Here is a 21,424-nt window from a genome sequence, read left to right as displayed (position 1 = left end):
TATCGGCCACGGCCAACTCGGTGTCCGACTAAAAATTGCACAGTGATAAAGATCTGGAAATAGTGTTAATCATGGATTGATAATTATAAAAACATCAATTTTTAGCGATTATTTTAGTAATCAATTACTAAAGTTTGCCATTCTTTAGTAAATCTGTATGATAAAGATAACAGAGATTATCAATTTGTAGGGGCCTGTATGCAACAATCAGATGACGCTGAACAAAACGATCTGTCGCTGGAGGAGGTTGTGCGTTCGATTCAGCGCAAGGGTTGCGAAGGCCAATCGATAGAAGTCAAAGCCGCCAGCCAGGGGACTCCGAAGGTGTATGACTCGCTGTCGTCGTTTTCCAACCAAAACGAGGGCGGCATCATCGTATTCGGGCTGGATGAAAGTCTTGGATTTGAGGTTGTCGGCGTCCATGACGCGCAGGAGCTGGAAAAGGCGGTAACGGCACAGGGCAAAGAGATGTATCCCGAGGTCAGACCGGTCTATAGCGAAAGCCTGATTGACGGCAAGACCGTGGTGTCGGCTTACATCAACGGCAAACCCATGGGCGAGAGGCCTGTCTACCGTAAGACAGCAGGCATCAGCGCAGGCAGCTACACCCGGATCGGGGATGCCGATGCCCGCATGACGCCTACGCAGCTGTATGAGATCGAGACTTTCAAGGACGGTCGGCGCGACGATGTATCGGTAGACCCTCAGGCCGATTCCGATATGTTGAACCCAGGAAAACGTCATGATTTCATTAGTCGCGCACAGCGGGAACGCCCGCTCCTGGCCAGAAGGAATGAGGACGAGATCCTGGAGCTATCAGGTGTCTGCCGTCGTGGATCTCCCACTCTTGCAGGTCTGATGACCCTTGGCGAATACCCGCAGCAGGTGTATCCGAACCTCTGCATTACCGCCGTGGTTGTGCCGGGAACCAAGGCCGGAACTGGTCTTGGGGGAGAGCGGTTCCTTGACAATCAGCGCTTTGAAGGGACCATTGACCGCATGCTTGAGGATGCCATGGCCTTTGTGCGGCGCAACAGCAGAACCAGGACGGTGATCAGGGATGGGGTGCGCACTGATATTCCTGAGTATCCCGAAACCGCAGTCAGGGAAATCCTGACCAACGCATTGATGCATCGTGACTATGGCCCATACTGCAACGGAACGCCGGTCAGATTGACGCTCTTTGCCGATCGTCTTGAATGCTGGAATCCTGGTGGTGTATATGGCGGTCAGAGCATCAACGACTTGGGCTTTGCCAACAGTCAGACCAGGAACCCTACCCTGGTCAGTCTGCTGGAGATTGAGGGTATTGCCGAGAATCGGCACTCAGGGATTCCGGCTATCCGCGAGGAGGCCAAACAGTGTGGATATAAGCCTGTAGAGTTTCAGGATCGGCAGGCTTCCTTCACTGTGCGCTTCTACTCTGTGCCGGAGCGTGCTGGTGCGGCGGAAGCAACCGTTCCTTGGTCCGGAACCGCAGTATCAGATCCTGCGAAGAAGAGCATTGGAATACGAGACAGGATTCTCGATTTCTGCAAGGAGCCCCAATCGCTCGAGAGTGTTGCGCATGCGCTGGGATTAGGCAAGTACTATGTCCGCAGGCGGTACATCGAGCCGCTGCTCGTAGAAAATGCACTCTCCATGACGCTTCCCGATAGACCCCGGAGCAAGTACCAACGATATGTGGCCAATGATTCCTTCTCTGAAGTGTCTTCGGGGAAGCAGCCGTGAATGGCATACCGTAAGGGCAGGCATTGCCGGGCGGCCATGATGAAGCAGGGTCATAACATGGTGAATGTCTTTTTCTCGAGATTATGCCGCCCGGCTTGAATCCCGCTCCACCAGAATCGGTTCAATCAATACAGAGCCGTGTACATGCCGGGAGTTGCTGAACTCGTCCATCAATAGGGCTGCGGCCTTGCGGCCCATGTCGACGCCGGGCGCAGCGACGACTGACAAGGGGACCTTGGGATAGTTGCCCGTGCGGGCACCTTCGGTGCCGATGATTTTGATGTCGTCGGGTACGCGATATCTGTGCTTCTCCTGCAGGGCATTGATGATTCCCACCCCGAGCACATCGGTGCCGGCAATGATGCCGTCAGGGACTGTCGTAGGCGGGAGCTGGCTGATCTCGCAGCCGACCTCATAGCCGTCTTCTATCATGATTCCGTGTGAGTCGATGATTGACAACTTGGCCTGGGACTGCTCTCGCATGGCCCGCTGAACCCCCGTATAGCGGTCGTATATGGACTGATAGTCGAAGGAGTGGGATACGAAGGCGATGTGTTGGCATCCAGCTTCCAGCAAATGCCTGGTCGCCATCTGCCCTACGGCGAGGTTGTTCTCCAGGACGCTGCAGTTTTTGGTTTTGCTGCTGGGCTCCACATGATCGACCAGCACTACGGGCAGCTTGACCGAGGCCGCCCACTCCAAGTCAGCGGTGCAGTCCACTACGCTGCAGAGAATAACCCCCTTGACGCCCAGTGAGTAGAAGAGCTTGAGCAGGCTGGTCTGGCGTTTCGAATCGGAATAAGCATTGGTGCCTATCAGCTGCATGTCCTTGTCTTCGCAGATTTCCTGAGCCCCTTCGAATACGGAGGTGAACAGGGAATGCTCGATATCGGTCATGATGATGCCGATGGTGGACTGTCCGGTCAGGGCCGCGGCTCCACGAGCTGGGCGGGGCACATAGCCGAGTTCGTCTATTGCTGCGCTGATGCGTTCTTTCAGAGTCTGCGAGACGCGGTCGGGATAGTTCAGATAATTAGAGACAGTGCCCAGCGAGACTCCGGCTTTCTGGGCGATGTCTGCAACGCCCACCTTGCCTCTGCCTGACGGGACGGCTGCGTCTTGTGCGGACGACATTGTGTCGGATTCCTTCCTGCTGACCATGATTATCGCGTAAAACCAGCCTAACGCTTAGCTTCCGGCAGTACCGAGTCTTGTTTGGAAACAAGGATTGAAATTTTCAAAAAGTGAGTTAGTATTAATCCATGACAAGGCAGTCTCTCGCCTTATATATGGAATGAAAAATAAAAAATGACCGGTGTCGGGCTTCGATATGCAAGGTCGCGCCCGGCGCTCGCCTCAATGACAGAGGAGAAAAATATGGCAGACAGCACTTCTAATGCGGACAAGGGGCTGGGAGGCTATGGCTCCCTGGCTGTTGCCGCCGGCATCGGGTCCATGCTGGGATCAGGCATCATTGTGGGCCTCTCATCGACCATCACGGTCTGGCAGCAGGGTTTCGGGCTGAGCAATGGCCAGGTGGGGGTCCTGTCGGGTGCCTTGACCTTCGCCATCGCCTTCGGGTCCCTTTTCGGAGGTCGCATCGCTGACGCTGTGGGCAGGGTCCGCTTTTTCAACTGGATCAATCTGCTCTATGCGGTGGGGGCCGCCATCGTCGTATTCTCCGGCTCCTATGCCATGCTTCTGGTCGGAGTGGTCATTGCAGGCGTGGCCTCAGGCGCGGATCTGCCGGTGTCGATGACCGTCGTCTCTCATGATGCTCCCAATGATTCGCTGGCGGCTCGCCTGGTATCCACCACTCAGGTCTACTGGCAGGTCGGCGTGTTCATCTCCTTCATCTGCGCTTTTCTGGTTTCCAGAATGCAAGGGGCGGCAGGAGGCCGTGTGGTCTTCGTGATTCTAGCTGTTTTTGCCGTGATCGCCTGGCTCTGGCGCACATGCTCGCCCACCTTCCGTGCCTTCCACGAGGCCGCTGATCGCCGCGACGCAGCCGAGCCCGGGGTTGAGACCGGGGCAAAGGTCTCGGTGATCAAGGTGATGATGGGCGCGAACAAAAAGATGTATCTGAGTTTCTTTGCTGCCATCCTGATCTTCTATGTGGGATGGAATCTGCTGGCCAACACCTGGGGTCAGTTCCAGACTTTCATGCTGGTCAATGCCCATGCCTCCCAGACCCTGGCCACCGGTATGGGCATCATCCTCAACTTCGTGACTCTGATCCTCAACATCGTCTTCGCTTCGATCGCCGGGGGTAAATACCGCAACAAGGCCTTCGTAGCAGGCATCATCATCACCTTCATCGCCATGGTCGCTCTTTCCCTTGGCGGCACCAACCTGTGGGTAATCGTCGGCGCCACCGCCTTCATGAATCTGGGCAGCCCTCTGGCCGGTGAAGCCCTCTACAAGGTCTGGACTCAGGAATCCTTCCCCATCGAGATACGTGCCTCCATCCAGGGTTTCATCAACGGCTTCTCCCGTCTGTGCTGCGGCCTGTTCGCCCTGGTTACACCTGCCCTGGTCGTGCCTTCTGCCATTCGAACCACCATGTGGGGCTTCGCAGGGGTGGTGATCATCGAGGCCATCGCCGGAACCATCATGATCAGGCTCCAGGCACGGTATGGCACAGATGAGGAACGCAGGGAACGGTCCCAGCGGTAATGCACAGATACAAGACAAGGAGGTCAAATTATATGAATACGGATCAGACAATCGCCATCAGTGCCCCTGAGGTGGAGCATTACCACGGTGACGTACTGGGGATCGGCAGCCACAAGCCGAGGCTTTCCTGGACATACTCGGAACAGCCGCCCCAAGGGACACAGGTAGCGATCAACCTAACCAGGAGGATGCCGGGCAGTGATCCTGTACAGCAGGAAGCCGAAGTCGACGCAGGCGACAATATGTTTCTGGATTGGCCTTTTGAGCCCCTGCGTTCGCGGGAACGGGCGCTTGTGACACTTGCCATGCTCAATGCTGACGGAGCGCCTCTTGGAGCGCCATCGCCGGAGCGCCACTTTGATGTCGGGTTGGATGTGACGGACCGCATCGCCGACTTCGTCGGTCCCTCCTGGCCAGAGGCCGAAACGGACCATCGTCATCTGCCCTTGGTGCGTGCGGAGTTCGAGCTGCCTGCAGCGCCTAGGTCCGCCAGGCTTTATCTGTCTGCTCTGGGCCTGGTCCAGGCTGAAATCAACGGCGCTCGGGTCGGATCAGACGAGCTTACGCCTGGCTGGACTGTTTATGGCCGCCGTCTGGAGTGCTGGACCTACGATGTGACAGAGCAGTTGTCGCAGGGTGCTAATGCCATGGGCTTCTGGCTGGGCGACGGCTGGTATCGTGGCCGATTGGGGTTCGACGGCGGCATGGCTAACTTCTATGGCGACAGGATAGGCATGTTCGCCCAGCTGGAGGTGGAGGGCGAGGACGGCTCGATCACTCACATCTACTCCAACTCCTGGGACCGCACCTGGAAAACCACTCTGGGGCCGATCGTGTGCTCGGACCTGTATGAGGGGGAGACCTACGATGCCAGGTTGGAGGAGCCTGGCTGGTCAAGTCCGGGTTTCGACGACTCGGCATGGCGGCCAGTGGCTGAGGTTTCCTATGATCCGGCGAAGATTGAGAATCCACAGCTCCAGGCCGTACGCATGCAAGGGCGGAACCAGCCGGTGTCCATTACCCGTACCGGAGGCTCGGGGAAGTCCTCCTCCTGGCTGATCGACTTCGGTCAGAACTGCAGTCAGCGGATGCGCCTGCACATGCATGGGTTGGCAGAGGGGGCTCGGATCTCCATCCGCCATGCCGAGGTGCTGGAGAAGGACGGCACCCTGGCTACACGGACCCTGCGCCGGGGGCAGGAGCATGACCAGTACATCTCGAATGGTCAGGATGCTTGGTGGGAGCCACGCTTCGCCATGCATGCCTTCCGCTATGCCAGCATTGAGGGCTGGCCCGGAGAACTGACCGCCGAGGACATCGACTGCCGGGTCTACCACTCCACCATGGAGCGGACCGGCTGGTTCGACAGCTCAAATCCGCTTCTGAACAAGCTCCACGACAACGTCCTGTGGTCCATGCGTTCCAATTTCCTCTCCATTCCCACGGACTGCCCTCAGCGGGACGAGCGCATGGGCTGGACCGGAGATATCGATCTTTTCGCGCCGACGGCCGCTTACCTGTACGATGTGCAGGCTTTCCTCTCCTCTTGGTTGAAGGATGTGCGCATTGAGCAGGAGGCTCATGGAACCATACCGTTCTTCGTACCCTTTGTACCGCTGGGCGTCTGGGCCAAGCCGTCAGCCATTGCTATCTGGGGAGATGCGGCCGTAGCGGTCCCTTGGACCCTCTATATGGAGGGCGGTGATCGGCATATTCTGGATGAATCCTGGGATCTGGTGCGGGGATGGATAGACGAAGTGCGCGCTTACCTATCGCCGGACGGAGTCTGGGATCGTCGGCCGGACTATGTGCTGGGTCAGCTTGGAGACTGGCTGGATCCCACCGCTCCGCCGGATGATCCTGCTCAGGCTATGACACAGAAGGAGCTGGTGGCCACTGCCTACTTCGCCCGTTCGGTTGACTATGCCTCCCGCATTGCCCAGGCTCTGGGGAAGCCGACAGAGGCAGCCGACTACCGCTCCTTGCATGAGCGGATGGTCACCGGCTATCGGAACCGGTTTGTGGTCGGCGATGGCCCAGACATGCGCATGACCTCCGATACTCAGTGCGCCTATGCGATTTCGATTGCTTTCGGGTTGTTCGATGCCGAGCCTGGACTCAAGCAGGCTGCCGGCCAACGGCTGGCGGAACTGGTGCGCGAATCAGGCGGCAAGGTCTCCACTGGTTTCGCCGGCACTCCATTCGTCCTGCCAGCTTTGAGCGAGACCGGGCATGATGCCGAGGCATACTCCCTGCTGCTGTCGACCGAGTGCCCCTCCTGGCTCTACCAAGTGAAGATGGGAGCAACGACCACTTGGGAGCGCTGGGATTCCATGCAGCCCGACGGATCCATCAACCCGGGCGGCATGACCTCCTTCAACCACTATGCCCTGGGGTCTGTGGCCGAGTGGATGCACGAGCGAATCGGCGGTTTAAGAGCTCTCGAACCAGGGTGGAGCCTTTTCGAGGTCGATCCTCGAATCGGTGGCGGGTTGACGAAAGCCTCGACACGCCATCTGACGCCACATGGCATGGCTGAATCGTCCTGGCGGCTCGAAGAAGATGGCCGGGTCAGGCTTCGTCTGGTCGTCCCTGCCGGTTCCGTGGCGCGGGTGCTGATTGGTTCCCCTGCAGCCCCTGGCAAACGATCCAGCAAGGATTACCCTGCAGGAACCTACGATCTGGTGGTTGAACGCTGACTGCTGCTGGGCCGACCAGGTCCTGACTGTTTGGAACTGGTCGGCCCAGAAAGCTATGCATGACGCATTCTGTCGTGGCTGATCCTCGTAGAAGCGGAGCAACAACACAGCTGTACGTCTGCGGAAGAGCAAAGAAGCTCGGATGGAGCATGGTGCTCCCCTGTAAAGGATTGGAGTATGTGAAATGGTTGATACGGTTGAGCAGGTTCAGAAGGCGACATCGTCGTCGGATGCATTGGCGCCGGATACGGGTCGTCCTCTGACACGAGCAGAGAAAATCCGCTTCGGCGTAGGCTTCTGCCTGTTTTCAGTACTGTGGATGACCGCCGGCACCTCCGGCTCCCAGGTCCTCCTGCCGCAGCGGTTCACGGATCTTGGCATCGGCGTTCCCGAGGCCATACTGGGCACGATGAATTCAGTCGGATGCGTATTCGCTTTGGTGTCCAATGTGATATTCGGCGCCCTGTCTGATATGTCGCACTCGCGGCTGGGCAAGCGCACACCCTGGGTTGTGGCCGGCGGAATTGTCACTGCGCTGGGCTATCTCTACACGGCACAGGCAGTGACTATTCCTACCATCGTGGCCGGCTGGTGCCTGGTGCAGGTGGGCGTCAACATGATGATTGCGCCGGCTGTTGCGGTGCTCTCGGACCGGATACCCGAGTCCACTCGCGGCACTTTCTCTGCCTTCTATGGAGGCGGTAGCATCGTAGGGCAGTCCCTAGGCACCCTGATAGGAGCCCGATTCATTGGTCACATGCAGGTGGGCTTCATCCTCGGTATCTGCCTGTTTGCGGTCACCGGCATTCTCACCGTCATCATTTGGCCGCGTGAGCATTCCGCTGTTGAAAGTGCCGCAGCAACGGCTGCGCGTAATGGAAAGGGTAACCAGAAGCAAGGGCTTTGGCACCGGCTGCGGGTCTCCTTCACTCCGCCGACCAAGGGGAGTCGTGACTTCTACCTGGCTCTCGGTGGCAGGCTCTTTATGATGATAGGTTCGTCGATGGTCGCTACTTATCAGCTTTACATTCTGCAAAAGTATTGCGGGCTTTCAGTGGCGGAGTCGGCCAGTACAATTTCTACGATGTCCGTCATTTCGATGGTGGTCACTTTCCTTGCTTCGATAATCTCTGGTCCCATATCGGACAAGCTTCGCCGTCGCAAGGCCATCGTGGCGGTCAGCTCCTGCATCCTGGCCCTGGGCATTGCACTTCCGTGGGTGTTCCCGACGGCAGTGGGCATGATGTGCTACGCGGGCATCGCTGGCTTGGGCAATGGCATCTATACCTCGGTGGACCAGGCCCTGAATGTTGATGTGCTGCCGAACAAGAACGAAGCTGGTAAGGATCTGGGCATCCTGAACCTGGCCAATACCCTAGGACAGGTCATCGCCCCAGTACTGGTCTCGGTCCTGGTGATCCGTGCCGGGTATGTGTTCATCTTCCCCGTGGCCATCGTCATGGTGCTGATCGGCGCGGCGGTCATCATGCTGATCCGCTCGGTCAAGTAGGGTCGTCTGTCTTCGGGCGTATCGGCATGGAAAGTCGGCTGATACGCCCTGAAGCAAAGAACTTGACGAGCATAGCCTGATTTATGTATATTCTTGGTTCAACTTGGTAAACATCCACGCAGCGTTTTGGTTTGGCCGCCTCTGATTTCTTTCAACAGGCCCTCGAAGCGTTGACTACTCCGTCTCGTTTAGGCTATTAACCAGCGGTCTGATGCCCGGTCCGGCTCCTTAAGCCCGTAGGCGATCAACATCGTCGTGATCATATAGTCATCAAAAAACAGATAGCTGATTGACTGTGCGGAACAGCGAGGGTCATGTCTTGACAATGAGCAATTCCAAGATTTATTCCTGCGTGCCCTGTGTAAGGTTCACGTGCTGTACTCCCAGCTAAACTTTACTGCTAGATATCCCGTGGTCAGTCTAGTAATGACTGCATATCATGCTGGAAACCAAGCAGCCAATAAATGTCATTAAAGATATCTTTAGAGGGCAAGACGATAGTTTGAATCGTCTGTTCCTTTGTTGAGGTGAGAACCTTGCTGCCGGTGGATCGTATTTTCCGCGCATATTTATATATAGCCAAATTATTCACATTGGTATCAAGTTTATTAACAGCAATACATATAGGAGAGTAGAATTGGCAGACAATATTTTCCAAAGGAAACCATTGATAGTTCTATTGGCCAAAACCATGATTCTATTTGACGAAGCGATTGATTGTATTCTCTGTGCCGCCATGACTATTGTCTGCTCCGGGGAATTGGCATGAATGACTTGTGCGACGAGCTCCTCGTTTTTAGCGTCTAAATGGTATGTTGTTTCGTCAAGCAGCATGATCGGCCGCCTTATGGACAACAGCCTTGCCAGGGCCAAGCGATAGCGTTCACCGCTACTCAGCAATACACCGCGTTGCCTGCTGGGGTATCCAATCCATCGAAGGTGTCTCTCACTTTGGCGTGAGGTTCACCTTATTTAAGGCATTCCAGCAGCCTTCATCGGATACGCCGTTCTTGTTCATCGCCAGATTCGTTCTGGAAGAACCGGAATATATGGGGGCATCGTGTTCTATATAGCCGATCAGAGAACGTACATAAGAGGAGCTGAGAGTTGAAAGATCAATACCATTAAAGAGAACATGGCCATGATTTGGCTTATAGAATACCCTTATAAGGGCCAGCATGGTTGATTTGCCCGCTTCGGATGGTCCGACTATCGCGTAGACGACACCGCCTTTCATATGCACGCCCGCTTCATTCAATTGGAGCCCGCCACGATTGTTCCGTGCGTCATCATACGGAATATCAGCATGGTCAAGATCGATGTCAATCTGATCGGAGTTGGTGACCTTCCTTTGGACCCTACTGGATACTGCTCATGCTGATGTCGCATCTTCGGTCGGCATTCTCATTATCGCTTGAATGCTGGAGTTCGCGCCCAACGCTCTGAACAGTCTGCTATATGTCGAAGAAAGTGTCGCCATAGGCGTGGGCATCATTTCTAGGTACATAGAGAAGTTACCAGTTGCTGAACAGTCATCACTCCTTTGGCCACTTGGAAAGCGCCGATTCCCGATACAACCATCAGGCACAACTGCATTAAGGCCATTCCTGATGGCCATATCAGTGACTGCTTCTTTGAAATTAGACGACCGGATGTGCACGCTTGCCTGGCTTCTCGCCGATTTTATTGGTCTCACGCTCCGTGGCGTTGAAGGCCCTGATCCTTTTCAAACTCATCAAAGCATCAGTGGCTGCAGACGTCATATCTCCTATGGCCGTTTGAGCCCCTCTGGAGCAGTCTCGTAATTTTCCGGATAAGACTACCAGTAAACCGACAGTAACAAGACAGGTCGAAAGAGAGATAACGAACATGACGGGACTGATTATGACCATTCCCACACACGCGCCTATGAACACCAGTAAAGTGCCAAACACTTCTGGCAATTATCGGTCAGCAATCGCTTCAGTTCATTTGTATCAGATGAAATAATAGAAATTACGTTGCCTGTATGCGACTGGTCCAGATCTTTGAACGGCAAATGCAGAATATGCATTACTAGAGACCGTCTCATATCGTTCAACAGCAGGTAAGCGTCAAAAGAAGTGATTGCTGCGCCGGACAGAAACACTCCTGCCAACGCTATTAGAGGGGCACTGCGGATCGCATGTTATGCTGCACGCGTCCAAGAATGACATTGACAAGCTGTGGCTGAGCCAGATTTAAGAGGGCGCTCGCTATACTTAGCAGACTAACCGTGAATAAAACACCCTTATGGATTTCAAAAGGCGGGGCACGTCTATCAAAGATGCGGTTTTCTCATTACTATTCCGCTTGTGTGGCGACATTTTCGTCCTTTGTTGGGGGTGGTTACTCACCGACTGCACGTGATATGACCCTCACAGAATCCTCGGAACGCGCGCACAGCGCCTGCACGCCTGTGACGAGGGCGCCTACGACAATAGCGAGGAGTGCGATGACCGCCCAATATCCCCATTGAACGCTTATCTTTGCGCTTCCCAGATATCGTTGCAGCATGAAGGCGGTGCCGCAGGTGCTGAGCAGTGTGATGACGAAGGCGAGCAGCACCGAGGTGACCATCGAAATGAGACCATCGAGGGCTCCCAAAATGCGCAACTGTCCGGTACTGGCACCGGATACGTATGTCAGCGCCAGATCCAGGCGTCGCCCTCGTGCGGTGATCATCAGTCCGGAGATTGCGCCCACCAAAGCGATGATGAGCGCAGGGCCGAGCATGGCCATCAGGTTCGTCAGCATGTGTGGGTTCACGTTCATGGAATGGCCGTTACTGGCGAAATTCTTGAGGCTGTCGGTCAGCGTATGCAACACACCAGAGAAAGTCATGAGCAACGACAAGCCGGCCGTCATGGGAATGATGGTCGCGTTCTGTCGTTGGATCCTCCCAACGGCCTGCTGCCTAGCGAGTTTCCAGGTGCTGAATGGCAGGGGGAGAAGATGCGTCCATCCTTTGGTGAACCAGTGCATGACATAGGGAGCCAGAACAGCCAATGCGAAGATCAGGAGGAACATGCCTCCCATGGAGAACCCAATGAATCCTGTCACTCTGGACTCTATGGGATTCCTGCCGGAAATGTGCGTGGCGAGCTCGCCAGAGTCTATCTTGCGTGTAGCTGTCCCCGGGATGATGAGCGCGCATATCGCTCCCACGAGCAACGATGCGCCTAGCAGAACACGGAATGCGTTCACTTGTCTCGGCGGGTTTTGTGACTGCCGAAGCGCCTCTATCGGCCTGATCTTGGATAGTGTGCGCACGGTCAGCACTGTGCCTGCAAGGACGGCGACTCCGGCAATGGCCAACCCAGTGCCGATGGATGCCAGCAGCTGGGTTGCTTGATACGTCAGTTTCAGCTCGAATGCTCTGGCCAGGAGGTCGAACAGATATGGTGCTGCCAGCGGCGTCAGGAGGGATGACGCTACTGCTGCCAAGATGAATAGGACGATGATGATAGCCAGATTCCCGAAGAGCAGCTGCCAGGGCGTGGCGCCTTGAAGGACCAGCAATGCTAGTTGGTGCCTGCGCTGGTTCAGAGCGGCGGTCACGACCCACAGCATCACGAACACGGCTATGACCACGCTGAACAGCATTGCTGGGCCGGAAAGGTTGGCGCCTAACCCGGCATCCGGTCCGTGGTAAGCGGCATCAATAGCCCTGCGCGCGGCGACGATAGTGCACACAGCGGTCTGGGAAACGATTAGTGACAGCCATACGCCGGCCCATACGGCCGGGGCTGCTTTCAGATCAGAGAGTGCGCCCCTCATATGCGGGCCCCGCTCTCCGTATCAGCGTTCAGCACGTGGCCATCACGGACCTCAACGATCTGGTCGCACTGTCCGGCTACCTCTCCACTGTGGGTCACTATTACTACGGTCCTGCCCGCATCCATAGCCAGGCTTTTGAACACCTGCATGACCTTGGCGCCAGATTCCTGATCCAAGGCTCCAGTCGGCTCGTCGGCGAAAATGATATCTGCATCGGAGAGCAGCACTCGTGCAAGCGCGACACGTTGCTGCTCTCCGCCTGAGAGCATCGTCACGCTCCTTTTTTTCTCGTTTGCCAATCCGAAGTACCGCAACATCTCATCCGCTTTTTGCTTGGGGAGTCGACGGCCGCGCAGGGTGAATGGCAGCGCGAGGTTCTCCTCCACCGTCATGCTCGTGATCAGGTTGTAGGATTGAAACACGAATCCCAGATGTCGACGCCGAAACCGAGTGAGCGCGGACGCTCGCATATGTGTGATGTCATGCCCTAGAAGGGAGATGCTTCCGGATGTCGCACGTTCCAACCCCGAAAGGCAGTACAGCAAGGTGGACTTTCCGCTGCCTGAGGGGCCGACAATCCCCGTGATTCTTCCGGGCTCAGCATGGAAGTCGACATGGTCGAGGATGGTGATCGAATCATCCTTCCTCGGAGTCACCGTCATTGTCAATCCATTTGAACTCACTGAAGCACCACTCATCACCGTTCTCCCATCATCGCCGTTCTCGCGACTTATAAATCTTCATCAGAATATTGCTATGGATGCCATACAAGGATGGCGCCCATAGACTTACATGACTGTTGTCCCTGCCGTCATCAGGGCAAAAATGACAGCCCATGCCATTTTGATGAATGCGTCATCGCAGTGGCATATTTTTGTGGATTAGCTGCAGGTCCATCAACTCCAGATATTATCATGCCCACCGCCGTGGCATGCAAATATGCTGACGCCGCTATGATGAGCGGCTTCATCATTCATGGCGATATTACTATTCTGCAGATCGATAATGTTGTGCATTTTGTCCGTCTCTCTCCTCTCTTTCTCGTGTTTAGTGCTATTTCCAATGGTGTCTCCACTGAAAGGATCGTTAGGGCAGACGGCTGGCAAGAACTACCATGGTTGGCCTATAAGACTATTTACTGCTCAGATAACGCCAGCTGAGCCTGTCGAATAATCACAAGAGGGTCTTAAATAGGATTCTCAGGGCAGATAAGGGTTTTTATGCCAGATGAGCCCAAATTGATTAAAGCTTTTCTAATGAAGATCTAGTATTTTTTTTGGGGGGGGGGATTCGGCAACTAGGGCGCTGCCAAGTTAAGTGCAGCAAAGATACCGTCTCTGTCATGAGACAGGCCTGAGAATGCATACTGAAGCAAAGGCCTTGACGACTTCGGCCGTGTTTATGTATATTATTGGTTCAACTTGGCAAGCATCCACGCAGCGTTTTGGTCTGGCCGCCTCTGATTTCTTCCAACGGGCCTCTGAAGCGTTGACTACTCCGTGGCATAAGCAGGAGAGTGGCATGACTGGGTTGACCAGCGATCCCAAGCATGAGAAATCGACAGATACCGGCGTGATCCCGACTGCAGGGCAGGGCCATGAGCAGAGGCGCAGAGTGAATGGCCCCGTCCTCAAGGACCCTTCTATAGTAGGTGTCGATCAGGTTGCCCTTGCTCTGAATGTGGACCCCGACCGGGGCCTGGATGAGGCCGAGGCGGCGCGTCGGCTGGACAGGTTCGGTCCTAATGAGCTGGCTGGAGCGCCTCCCGTTCCTGCATGGAGGGAATTCCTTCAACAGTTCAAGGACCCCTTGGTCTATCTGCTTCTGGCAGCCACGGCCATTTCGTTGGTGCCCTGGGTGGTGGAACGCTCACATCCGGCATCAGGAGGCGGGGAGCCCCTGCCCTTTGATGCCATCGTCATCATGATCATCCTCATCCTTAATGCCGCCCTGGGGTACGCTCAGGAGGCTAAGGCCGAGCGGGCTGTGGATGCTCTGGCGAGCATGACGGCCCCGCACGCCTCGGTGCTGCGATGCGGCCGGGTGGTCAGCCTGGAGACCAGCAGGATCGTGCCTGGTGATGTAGTAGTCCTGGCTGAAGGCGATTCGGTCGGCGCCGACGGAAGACTGTTCCAGGCCGCGGGTCTGCGCGTGGCCGAGGCATCGCTGACCGGCGAGTCGCTGCCGGTGGGCAAGCGGCCCGGTCGGCTTGACCAGCCCAAGGCTCTGGGTGACAGAACCAACATGGTCTTCAACGGCACCGCAGTGACCCAGGGGAACGGGCGCATGATCGTCACCTCTACTGGTATGGACACCCAGGTCGGGAAGATCGCCGACATGCTGGCTGATACCCAGGAGGAACCCACGCCCCTACAGAAGGAGATGGCCCGCGTCTCCAAGCTCCTCGGACTGGCCGTCTGCTTGATTGCCGCCCTGGTTTTGGCTGCTTTGGCCCTGATGGAAGGCTTTCAGACAACCCAGGATCTGATTGATTCCCTGCTCATGGCCGTATCTCTGGCCGTAGCTGCTGTGCCGGAGGGGCTGACGGCCATCCTGACTGTGGTTCTCGCCCTGGGCGTGCAGCGCATGGCCAAGCATCATGCCATCGTCAAGAAGCTCAGCTCGGTGGAGACCCTGGGATCGGCATCAGTCATCTGCTCCGACAAGACAGGAACTCTTACACGCAATGAAATGACCGTTGAACGGGTGGTCGTCCCCTCGGGGCAGGTCAGGCTCACTGGCACCGGGTACGCTCCGGAGGGAACCATGCAGCCGTTCGAGGCCAGTGGGTCAGATGATCAACAACTGACAGATACCATTGGTTCATCTCTGGCTGAGGCAGTGGAAGAGACCCTGATGGTCGGGGCCATCGCCAACGACGGAGACCTGCATTGGCAGCCGGTCGAGGCCGAACCTGATTCCCAGGCCCAGTCTGGATCCGGGCAGGGTCACTGGCAGAGCGTCGGCGATCCCACGGAGGTTTCGCTGATTGTTGCCGCCCGTAAAGTCGGCGCTGATGCCAAGGCTGATAGCTACCGTCGTCTGGCCGAGATTCCTTTCACGTCCGAGCGCAAGCTCATGTCGGTTCTGGCTGCCCCGAATGATGACAACGAAAGGGAATCACGTCTCTTCTGCAAGGGCGCTCCCGACGTGCTGCTTGGCCGATGCGACCGGATTCTCGATGGCGGCCAGGTCAGACCTATGACCAGTGCCGATCGGGAAAGGATACTTGCTCAGGTCAGCAGTCTCTCGGCGGATGCCTACAGGACCTTGGGACAGGCTTTCCGGCCTGTATCCGACCAGGAGCTGTCGGCGCTGGCCGAAGCTGACGCGGGGGAGTGGCCGTCAAGCACGGTCGGGACGGATCAGACGGACCGGTTGCCTGAAAAGTCTCAGCATGCTCCTGCAATTCGCTTGTCTGCCGACAAGGTGATCCAGGAAAGCACCCGACTGGAGAGCAATCTGATCTGGACGGGCATGGTCGGCATCATTGACCCGCCCCGCACTGAGGTCCGCCATGCGGTGGATCAGGCTCACAAGGCCGGCATCAGAACGATCATGATCACCGGCGACCATCCGCTTACTGCAGCCAGAATCGCAGGGGACCTGGGCATCATCAAGCCCGGACAGCCGGCCTGCACTGGCGAGCAGCTGGATGCCATGGACTCGGACCAGCTTCGGGAGACCACCTCCAAGGTCTCCGTCTACGCCCGCGTGGCCCCCGAGCACAAGCTGAAGATCGTCGAATCGCTCCAGGACCAGGGCAAGGTCGTGGCCATGACCGGCGACGGCGTCAATGATGCCCCTGCTGTCAAGACCGCAGACATCGGCGTGGCCATGGGCATCACCGGGGCCGAGGTCACCAAGGAATCGGCCAAGATGATCCTGGCGGACGACAATTTCGCCACCATCGTCCAGGCCGTGCGAGAGGGCCGGGGCATCTTCGACAACATTCGCAAGTTCCTGCGCTACCTGCTCAGCTCCAACATGGGCGAGGTCTTCACGGTCTTCGGCGGCGTGGTCTTCGCTGGTCTTCTGGGCATATCGCAGCCCGGCATGGCGGGCGTGACCGTGCCGCTGCTGGCCACCCAGCTGCTCTGGATCAACCTCCTGACCGACGCGGCGCCCGCGCTGGCCATGGGCGTGGATCCGCAGACCGACGATCTGATGGACCGCCCGCCCCGATCCGTCAGCGACCGGGTCATCGACCGGGACATGTGGGTTGACATCATCTACATAGGCCTGGTCATGGCCCTGGTCACCCTGATCGGCATGGACATGCACCTGAGCGGCGGCCTCTTCACCGACAGGTCCGTCCAGGCGATCGGCCACGAGGCGCAGATCAGGGAGGCGCGGACCATGGGCTTCACCATCCTGGTCTTCGCCCAGCTCTTCAACGCGCTGGCCTCCCGCTCCTCCCGCAAGTCGGCCTTCCAGGGGCTCTTCAGCAACCCATGGCTCTGGGGCGCCATCGGCATCTCCATCCTGCTGCAGCTCCTGGTGATCTACGTGCCCTTCCTGGGCGAGGCCTTCGGCACCGTCCCCCTCCAGCCCCAGGCCTGGCTGGAGTGCATCGCGCTGGCTTCCCTGGTCCTGATCGCTTCGGAGCTGCGAAAACTACTCAACTGGGCGGTCAGACGGATACGGGCATGAATGCTTATTCCGATGCGGTGATTGGACTGGACAATGCCGCATCGGGATTGTCTCCTATGGCCTCATCCGTGGCTCGAACCTGTTCCTGCACCTGTCCCCGCTTATCCGCATACTGGCAAATATGGGGAACGATGAGCAACAGCATGCAATGGATGTTTTGTCATATTGGTGCGCGGTTGAACTGTTCTCGCCACAAAATTGGAGGGATAACCAGCTCATTGCTTTATCCTCCTCCCGCAACGACGACCAAAGGGTAAGCGTTTCTGAGCAGGAGCGACTTCCATGGAATGACATTCATGCTGATCTTCTCATCGGGCCGGTTGACAATGAGCATCGTTCCTATACAAACCTCTATAACGACCTGCAGAGCAGGAAAATATACCGGTTGCAGACAGACATGAACGCCCGGCTGACCAAACCTTTCTCGTTTGCAGAAGATACTGAGAACTGGCTGCGCGTGCAGGCGGTCAGATCAGGACTTGACGAACAGACTATAACCGGTCTGCTTGGGGAGACGAACCAGCTATGGCTAGAGGTGGCTAAGCAGCCCGATCCTCTGCCGGCAGGTACTGAACTGACGGATTCCATGATTTCGCGCCTTCTGCAGGTGTCGGGAAAGCTGTCAGCAACGGCCAATCGGCCTGGCTCAGCCTGTGCTGTTTACCGCAAGGACTATAACCGTCGATTTGCGCGTCGCCCCGTCCACCAGGCGGTAAAACCCGACGAGAGCTCGGAGCAGCAAGAAGGGGTGGGACGACAAAATCGGTGGCTTAAGCATGAACGTTTTCGAATAGCAGTCGGGCTCTCCCAGCGTGTAGTCACGAATGCGCTGTTGAAAGCCGCCAAGCTTGTTCGAGAGCTCTCGCCAGCCGAGGAGACTGCTCAGGACGAGGTGTTGCAGGAGCTAGCCCATCGGCAGAGTAGGCGCGCCGGCGGTCCTTCTACCGTGGCTTCCCTTATGGAGTTCTGCGTAGGGGATGATGGCTGTCTGGTCCCAAGATCATTGACGCTCTCTCAATATGCCAAGGCGGTTTCCTGTCTGTTCAATCATGAAGGCTGGCCTGATTGCCCGGCTGGGTGGCCGCATATCGAAGTATTTGACGATACGGAAAGCAAACTCAAGTCCGAATTCAATCGTCTGGCTGGGGAAGACTCTGAAGATGGAGCAGGCCGACCGATGTACAAGGCAGGTCCGGTCGGCAGATATGAGATCGAAAGCCTCATTGAGCATGTAGCGGATCGGATGGGACTGGATGACCGCGCGGTGAGTAGATCTCCTCTTTTCGCTCGCGCTGACGGCTCACCACTGATCAGGGATTATGTCAATTGCCATCTGGAAGCCAGCTCAGAATCATTGAATGGCGAAATGATGGATTCCTTCTTCCTAGAAGATCTTGAAGACCTTTATCAAAATGGGACTGAAATATTTTCTGAACCGGTCAGGCAATATCTATCGGTTGGTCATCCTCGACGGTTCAATCTGCAGAAGGACCCTGAAGGGCATCTGGTCGGCGACCTCACGGAACCTGCCGACATGCCGTTCGGGCGATGGCCGAGTGCTTCCAATCAATTTCAGTCAACTGGTCAGCAGCTGGCGATCAATCAAATACGGGCGGCCTTGGAAGGATATGGCAGCTCTTCGCTGCTAGGTGTCAATGGTCCTCCTGGAACCGGCAAGACCACCCTGCTCAAGGATGTGGTGGCCGAGATTATTGTGGCCAGGGCTCGTCGGTTGGCAGGATTCTCCCGTCCTCAGGATATTTTCACATCCCGGAGGGTGGCCAGAGCCGCCTCAGACGAGGACAAGGACTATGTCTACTGGACGCTTGATCCGTCGGTGACCGGTTTTGAGATTGTCGTTGCTTCCAGTAACAACAAGGCTGTTGAAAACGTCAGCCAGGATCTGCCCAGTGCCGATGCTATAGACACCGAGTGGGAAACCTATATTGACAGTGAATTCAAACAGGTTCCCTGTGGATTCGCTTTTCGAGACTTTGCCGGGCAAATTGCCGATCGCAAGAGTCAGGATAAGGAGAGCAGTCCTTCAAATACCTCCTCCGCCTGGGCTCTTATATCGGCGGTCTTGGGGAACATGAGCAACAAAAACCGATTCCTGTGGCCCTTCAAAAACGAATTTATCTATAAATCATTGAAATACATGCCAGGTGAAAGAGGCAGTAGGACCAATTGGGCAAAGGCCAGGAACGACTTTAATGCTGCGCTGAAGAAGGAAGAGAGCATCCGCGCCAGGAAAATTGTCCAGTACAATCTTGTGCGTTCTTATTCAGGCCTGTGCAATCAGCGATCCGATCTGTCAGCCGAGCTGAAAACCCTCAATGAACAACTTCGTGGCATGAAGGCAAGCCGCTCAAGGTATGTCGGACAGATTCAATCAATGGAACGGCAGATGTCGGATGCTGGCCAGGCTGCCAATAATGCGCAAGCTGCTTGGGAGCAGGCTGATAGCATTTGTCAGGTTCACTTGTCTTACTGGAAGGCGCATCCACTAAGGTCGTTTTTCCACAGCCGCGAAAGGCAGCAGGACGAGCTTAAGGTACGTACTGATCTGGAGCAGGCGCGTCGTGCAAAGCAGCATTTTGACGAGCAGGCCAGCAGGGTCCATCAGCGGTTGCAATCCTTCTATGGAGGGTTGGAAGTCGGTGATCGTAAGTTAGGGGAATGCCAAACACAGATTGCTACTTTGAACAAGCAACTTGCTGCCCTTGAACAGCAGGTTGCTGAGGCCGAGCAGATTCAGTGGCCCAGGCCCGACATTGGCGATGACCATGTTGCGTGGATGGACCAGGAATGGAGCAAGGCGCGGACGGAGGTCTACATCAAGGCGCTGGCTCTTCATCAGCAGGCCGTCATGGGTGCTGCCCGCCAGTTCATGTGCAATCTGTCCCTGGCTTGCGCTGTAATGCAGTCGAATGGCTTTACGGATGACGAGAGGCTGGTGGCTTGGCAGACTTTCTTCCTGGTGGTCCCGGTTGTCTCCTCATCCTTTGCATCAATATCCAGAATGTTTTCGGGGATAGGCAAGGAGGCGCTCGGCTGGGCGATTGTGGATGAGGCCGGACAGGCCCTGCCCCAGGCCGCTGCTGGTCTATTGCAGCGCGTGAAACATGCGGTTGCAGTTGGCGACCCTATGCAGCTCCAGCCCGTGGATACCATGCCTAAGCCAATGCGAGAACTCCTGGCGAGCACTCATCACCTCCAGCGCCTGGGGCTGGAGTCCGAAAACATGCAGGCCTTGGTTGATTACCAGACGCCTTGCGGTCTGTTGGACGAGACGGATGACCACTGGCTGGGGATGCCTCTGGTGGTTCATCGGCGCTGTGATGAACCCATGTTTTCCATATGCAACGATATAGCCTACTCCGGCAGGATGGTTCGTGTAGGGCCGGAGCATCAGCCCTGTGGCTATCCGTCCGGTCCTCATGCGGGAGATGAGCTGCCGGCCTCCTGTTGGTACGATGTGCCGCCGAATTCCGGCGAAACCGGGAGAACGCAATGGAGGCCGCAGGAGGGCTACGAACTTCACAAGCGTCTGTGCGGGCTCTTCCGGGGCGGGATTGACCCCACCAATATTCTGGTCATCGCTCCGTTCAGGGCTGTGGCCAACCAGGTGCGTGACACCTTCGCGGATGCCTTGCGGCAATGCACTGGTTGCAATGGCAGCGAAGCGAGCCGGCTGGCATCAAGCCAGGCCGGAACTGTCCACACCTCTCAGGGGCGCGAAGCCGACGTGGTCTTCATCGTTCTTGGCAGCAGAGCGGGCAAGCGTGGAGAAGGCTCTCGTTCATGGGTTAATGGTTCGCCCAACCTGCTCAACGTCGCTGTGTCGCGAGCCAAGCGCCGTGTCTACGTGGTTGGCAACCTTGCTGATTGGAAGAATGGAACCTATACGTCCAGGATCGCCAAGGACCTGCCGGTGGAGGCGAGCACGAGAGCCTAAGCGGAGCGGGAAAGCTACGGCCAGAATTCCTTTTAGATACAGCACGTCATCATCCCTGGTCTGTAAGGCCAATACTTTTGCTGCTGATTAAAAAGTAAGGCAGGGTTAGTAACTTTGCCTTACGTTTTAGCTGCTTTTTTGCTCTTGTTCGCAAGTATTCAGGATAGGGCTGAAACGGAAATCGGCCTAAACCTCTGGCGTAGCGTGGCTGTCAACGATCAGCTGTGTGGCTTTAAGGCTGTTGCTGTTAAGATGTGAGCTCAGCTGAGTTCAGTGTCATTTTCGTTCGGGTGATTGGGTTGTAGTAGAAGACCGGTTGGGTATCGCTTTCGTAGAGATCCGCTTCGTCAAAGTTGGCGTGGAAGCATGAGTGGTTGGAATCGCCCAGCGCGTCATGAA

12 protein-coding genes are annotated in these 21,424 nt (G+C 56.3%); 7 read left to right on the top strand and 5 right to left on the bottom strand.

Annotation, left to right across the window (positions count from 1 at the left end; translation table 11 throughout):
• Nucleotides 1–198: 198 nt before the first annotated feature.
• Entirely contained in the window at nucleotides 199–1,731 is a 1,533-nt protein-coding gene (locus tag GKC41_RS03580) for an ATP-binding protein (RefSeq protein WP_110413568.1), read from the top strand.
• An 81-nt stretch (nucleotides 1,732–1,812) separates the two neighbouring features.
• Here the strand turns inward: GKC41_RS03580 and GKC41_RS03575 are convergent, their stop codons facing one another.
• Nucleotides 1,813–2,865: a LacI family DNA-binding transcriptional regulator gene (locus GKC41_RS03575; RefSeq protein ID WP_045924975.1), complete on the bottom strand. Its 1,053-nt coding sequence runs from the start codon at nucleotides 2,863–2,865 to the stop codon at nucleotides 1,813–1,815.
• A gap of 243 nt (nucleotides 2,866–3,108) precedes the next feature.
• Between GKC41_RS03575 and GKC41_RS03570 the strand changes: the two genes are divergently transcribed.
• From GKC41_RS03570 to GKC41_RS03560, 3 genes are all read left to right on the top strand, one after another.
• On the top strand, nucleotides 3,109–4,407 hold the full coding sequence (locus tag GKC41_RS03570; RefSeq protein WP_045924974.1) for an MFS transporter: 1,299 nt from the start codon (nucleotides 3,109–3,111) through the stop codon (nucleotides 4,405–4,407).
• A 32-nt stretch (nucleotides 4,408–4,439) separates the two neighbouring features.
• Entirely contained in the window at nucleotides 4,440–7,106 is a 2,667-nt protein-coding gene (locus GKC41_RS03565; protein WP_045924973.1) for an alpha-L-rhamnosidase, read from the top strand.
• 184 nt (nucleotides 7,107–7,290) lie between these two features.
• Nucleotides 7,291–8,616, top strand: coding sequence for an MFS transporter (locus GKC41_RS03560; protein ID WP_045924972.1), 1,326 nt, complete (start codon nucleotides 7,291–7,293; stop codon nucleotides 8,614–8,616).
• A 946-nt stretch (nucleotides 8,617–9,562) separates the two neighbouring features.
• On the opposite strand, the gene GKC41_RS03550 is transcribed toward GKC41_RS03560, so the two are convergent.
• The 4 genes from GKC41_RS03550 to GKC41_RS03530 form a co-directional block, all read right to left on the bottom strand.
• Nucleotides 9,563–9,874, bottom strand: a complete 312-nt coding sequence (locus GKC41_RS03550; protein WP_144177823.1) for an ATP-binding cassette domain-containing protein — start codon at nucleotides 9,872–9,874, stop codon at nucleotides 9,563–9,565.
• Between the two features lie 382 nt (nucleotides 9,875–10,256).
• A complete protein-coding gene (locus GKC41_RS03545; RefSeq protein WP_045924970.1) occupies nucleotides 10,257–10,550 on the bottom strand; it encodes an ABC transporter transmembrane domain-containing protein in 294 nt (97 codons plus the stop codon).
• 433 nt (nucleotides 10,551–10,983) lie between these two features.
• Nucleotides 10,984–12,414, bottom strand: coding sequence for an ABC transporter permease (locus GKC41_RS03535; RefSeq protein ID WP_024627010.1), 1,431 nt, complete (start codon nucleotides 12,412–12,414; stop codon nucleotides 10,984–10,986).
• Nucleotides 12,411–13,076, bottom strand: coding sequence for an ABC transporter ATP-binding protein (locus tag GKC41_RS03530; protein ID WP_229281577.1), 666 nt, complete (start codon nucleotides 13,074–13,076; stop codon nucleotides 12,411–12,413). The genes GKC41_RS03535 and GKC41_RS03530 overlap by 4 nt, the downstream gene beginning before the upstream one ends.
• A gap of 111 nt (nucleotides 13,077–13,187) precedes the next feature.
• Here GKC41_RS03530 and GKC41_RS03525 point away from each other — a divergent pair, with 111 nt between their 5' ends.
• The 3 genes from GKC41_RS03525 (at nucleotide 13,188) to GKC41_RS03515 (ending at nucleotide 21,025) form a co-directional block, all read left to right on the top strand.
• Nucleotides 13,188–13,574, top strand: a complete 387-nt coding sequence (locus GKC41_RS03525) for a hypothetical protein (RefSeq protein WP_146210942.1) — start codon at nucleotides 13,188–13,190, stop codon at nucleotides 13,572–13,574.
• Between the two features lie 454 nt (nucleotides 13,575–14,028).
• Nucleotides 14,029–17,067, top strand: coding sequence for a cation-translocating P-type ATPase (locus GKC41_RS03520; protein WP_418904387.1), 3,039 nt, complete (start codon nucleotides 14,029–14,031; stop codon nucleotides 17,065–17,067).
• 121 nt (nucleotides 17,068–17,188) lie between these two features.
• Entirely contained in the window at nucleotides 17,189–21,025 is a 3,837-nt protein-coding gene (locus tag GKC41_RS03515) for an AAA domain-containing protein (RefSeq protein WP_154312938.1), read from the top strand.
• Nucleotides 21,026–21,424 lie beyond the last annotated feature (399 nt).

The sequence above is a fragment of the Bifidobacterium asteroides genome (genome assembly GCF_009683175.1).
In the GTDB taxonomy this organism is placed as follows: domain Bacteria; phylum Actinomycetota; class Actinomycetes; order Actinomycetales; family Bifidobacteriaceae; genus Bombiscardovia; species Bombiscardovia asteroides_H.
Note: the sequence above shows the minus strand (reverse complement) of the source record. Positions and strands in the feature narration are given on the sequence as shown.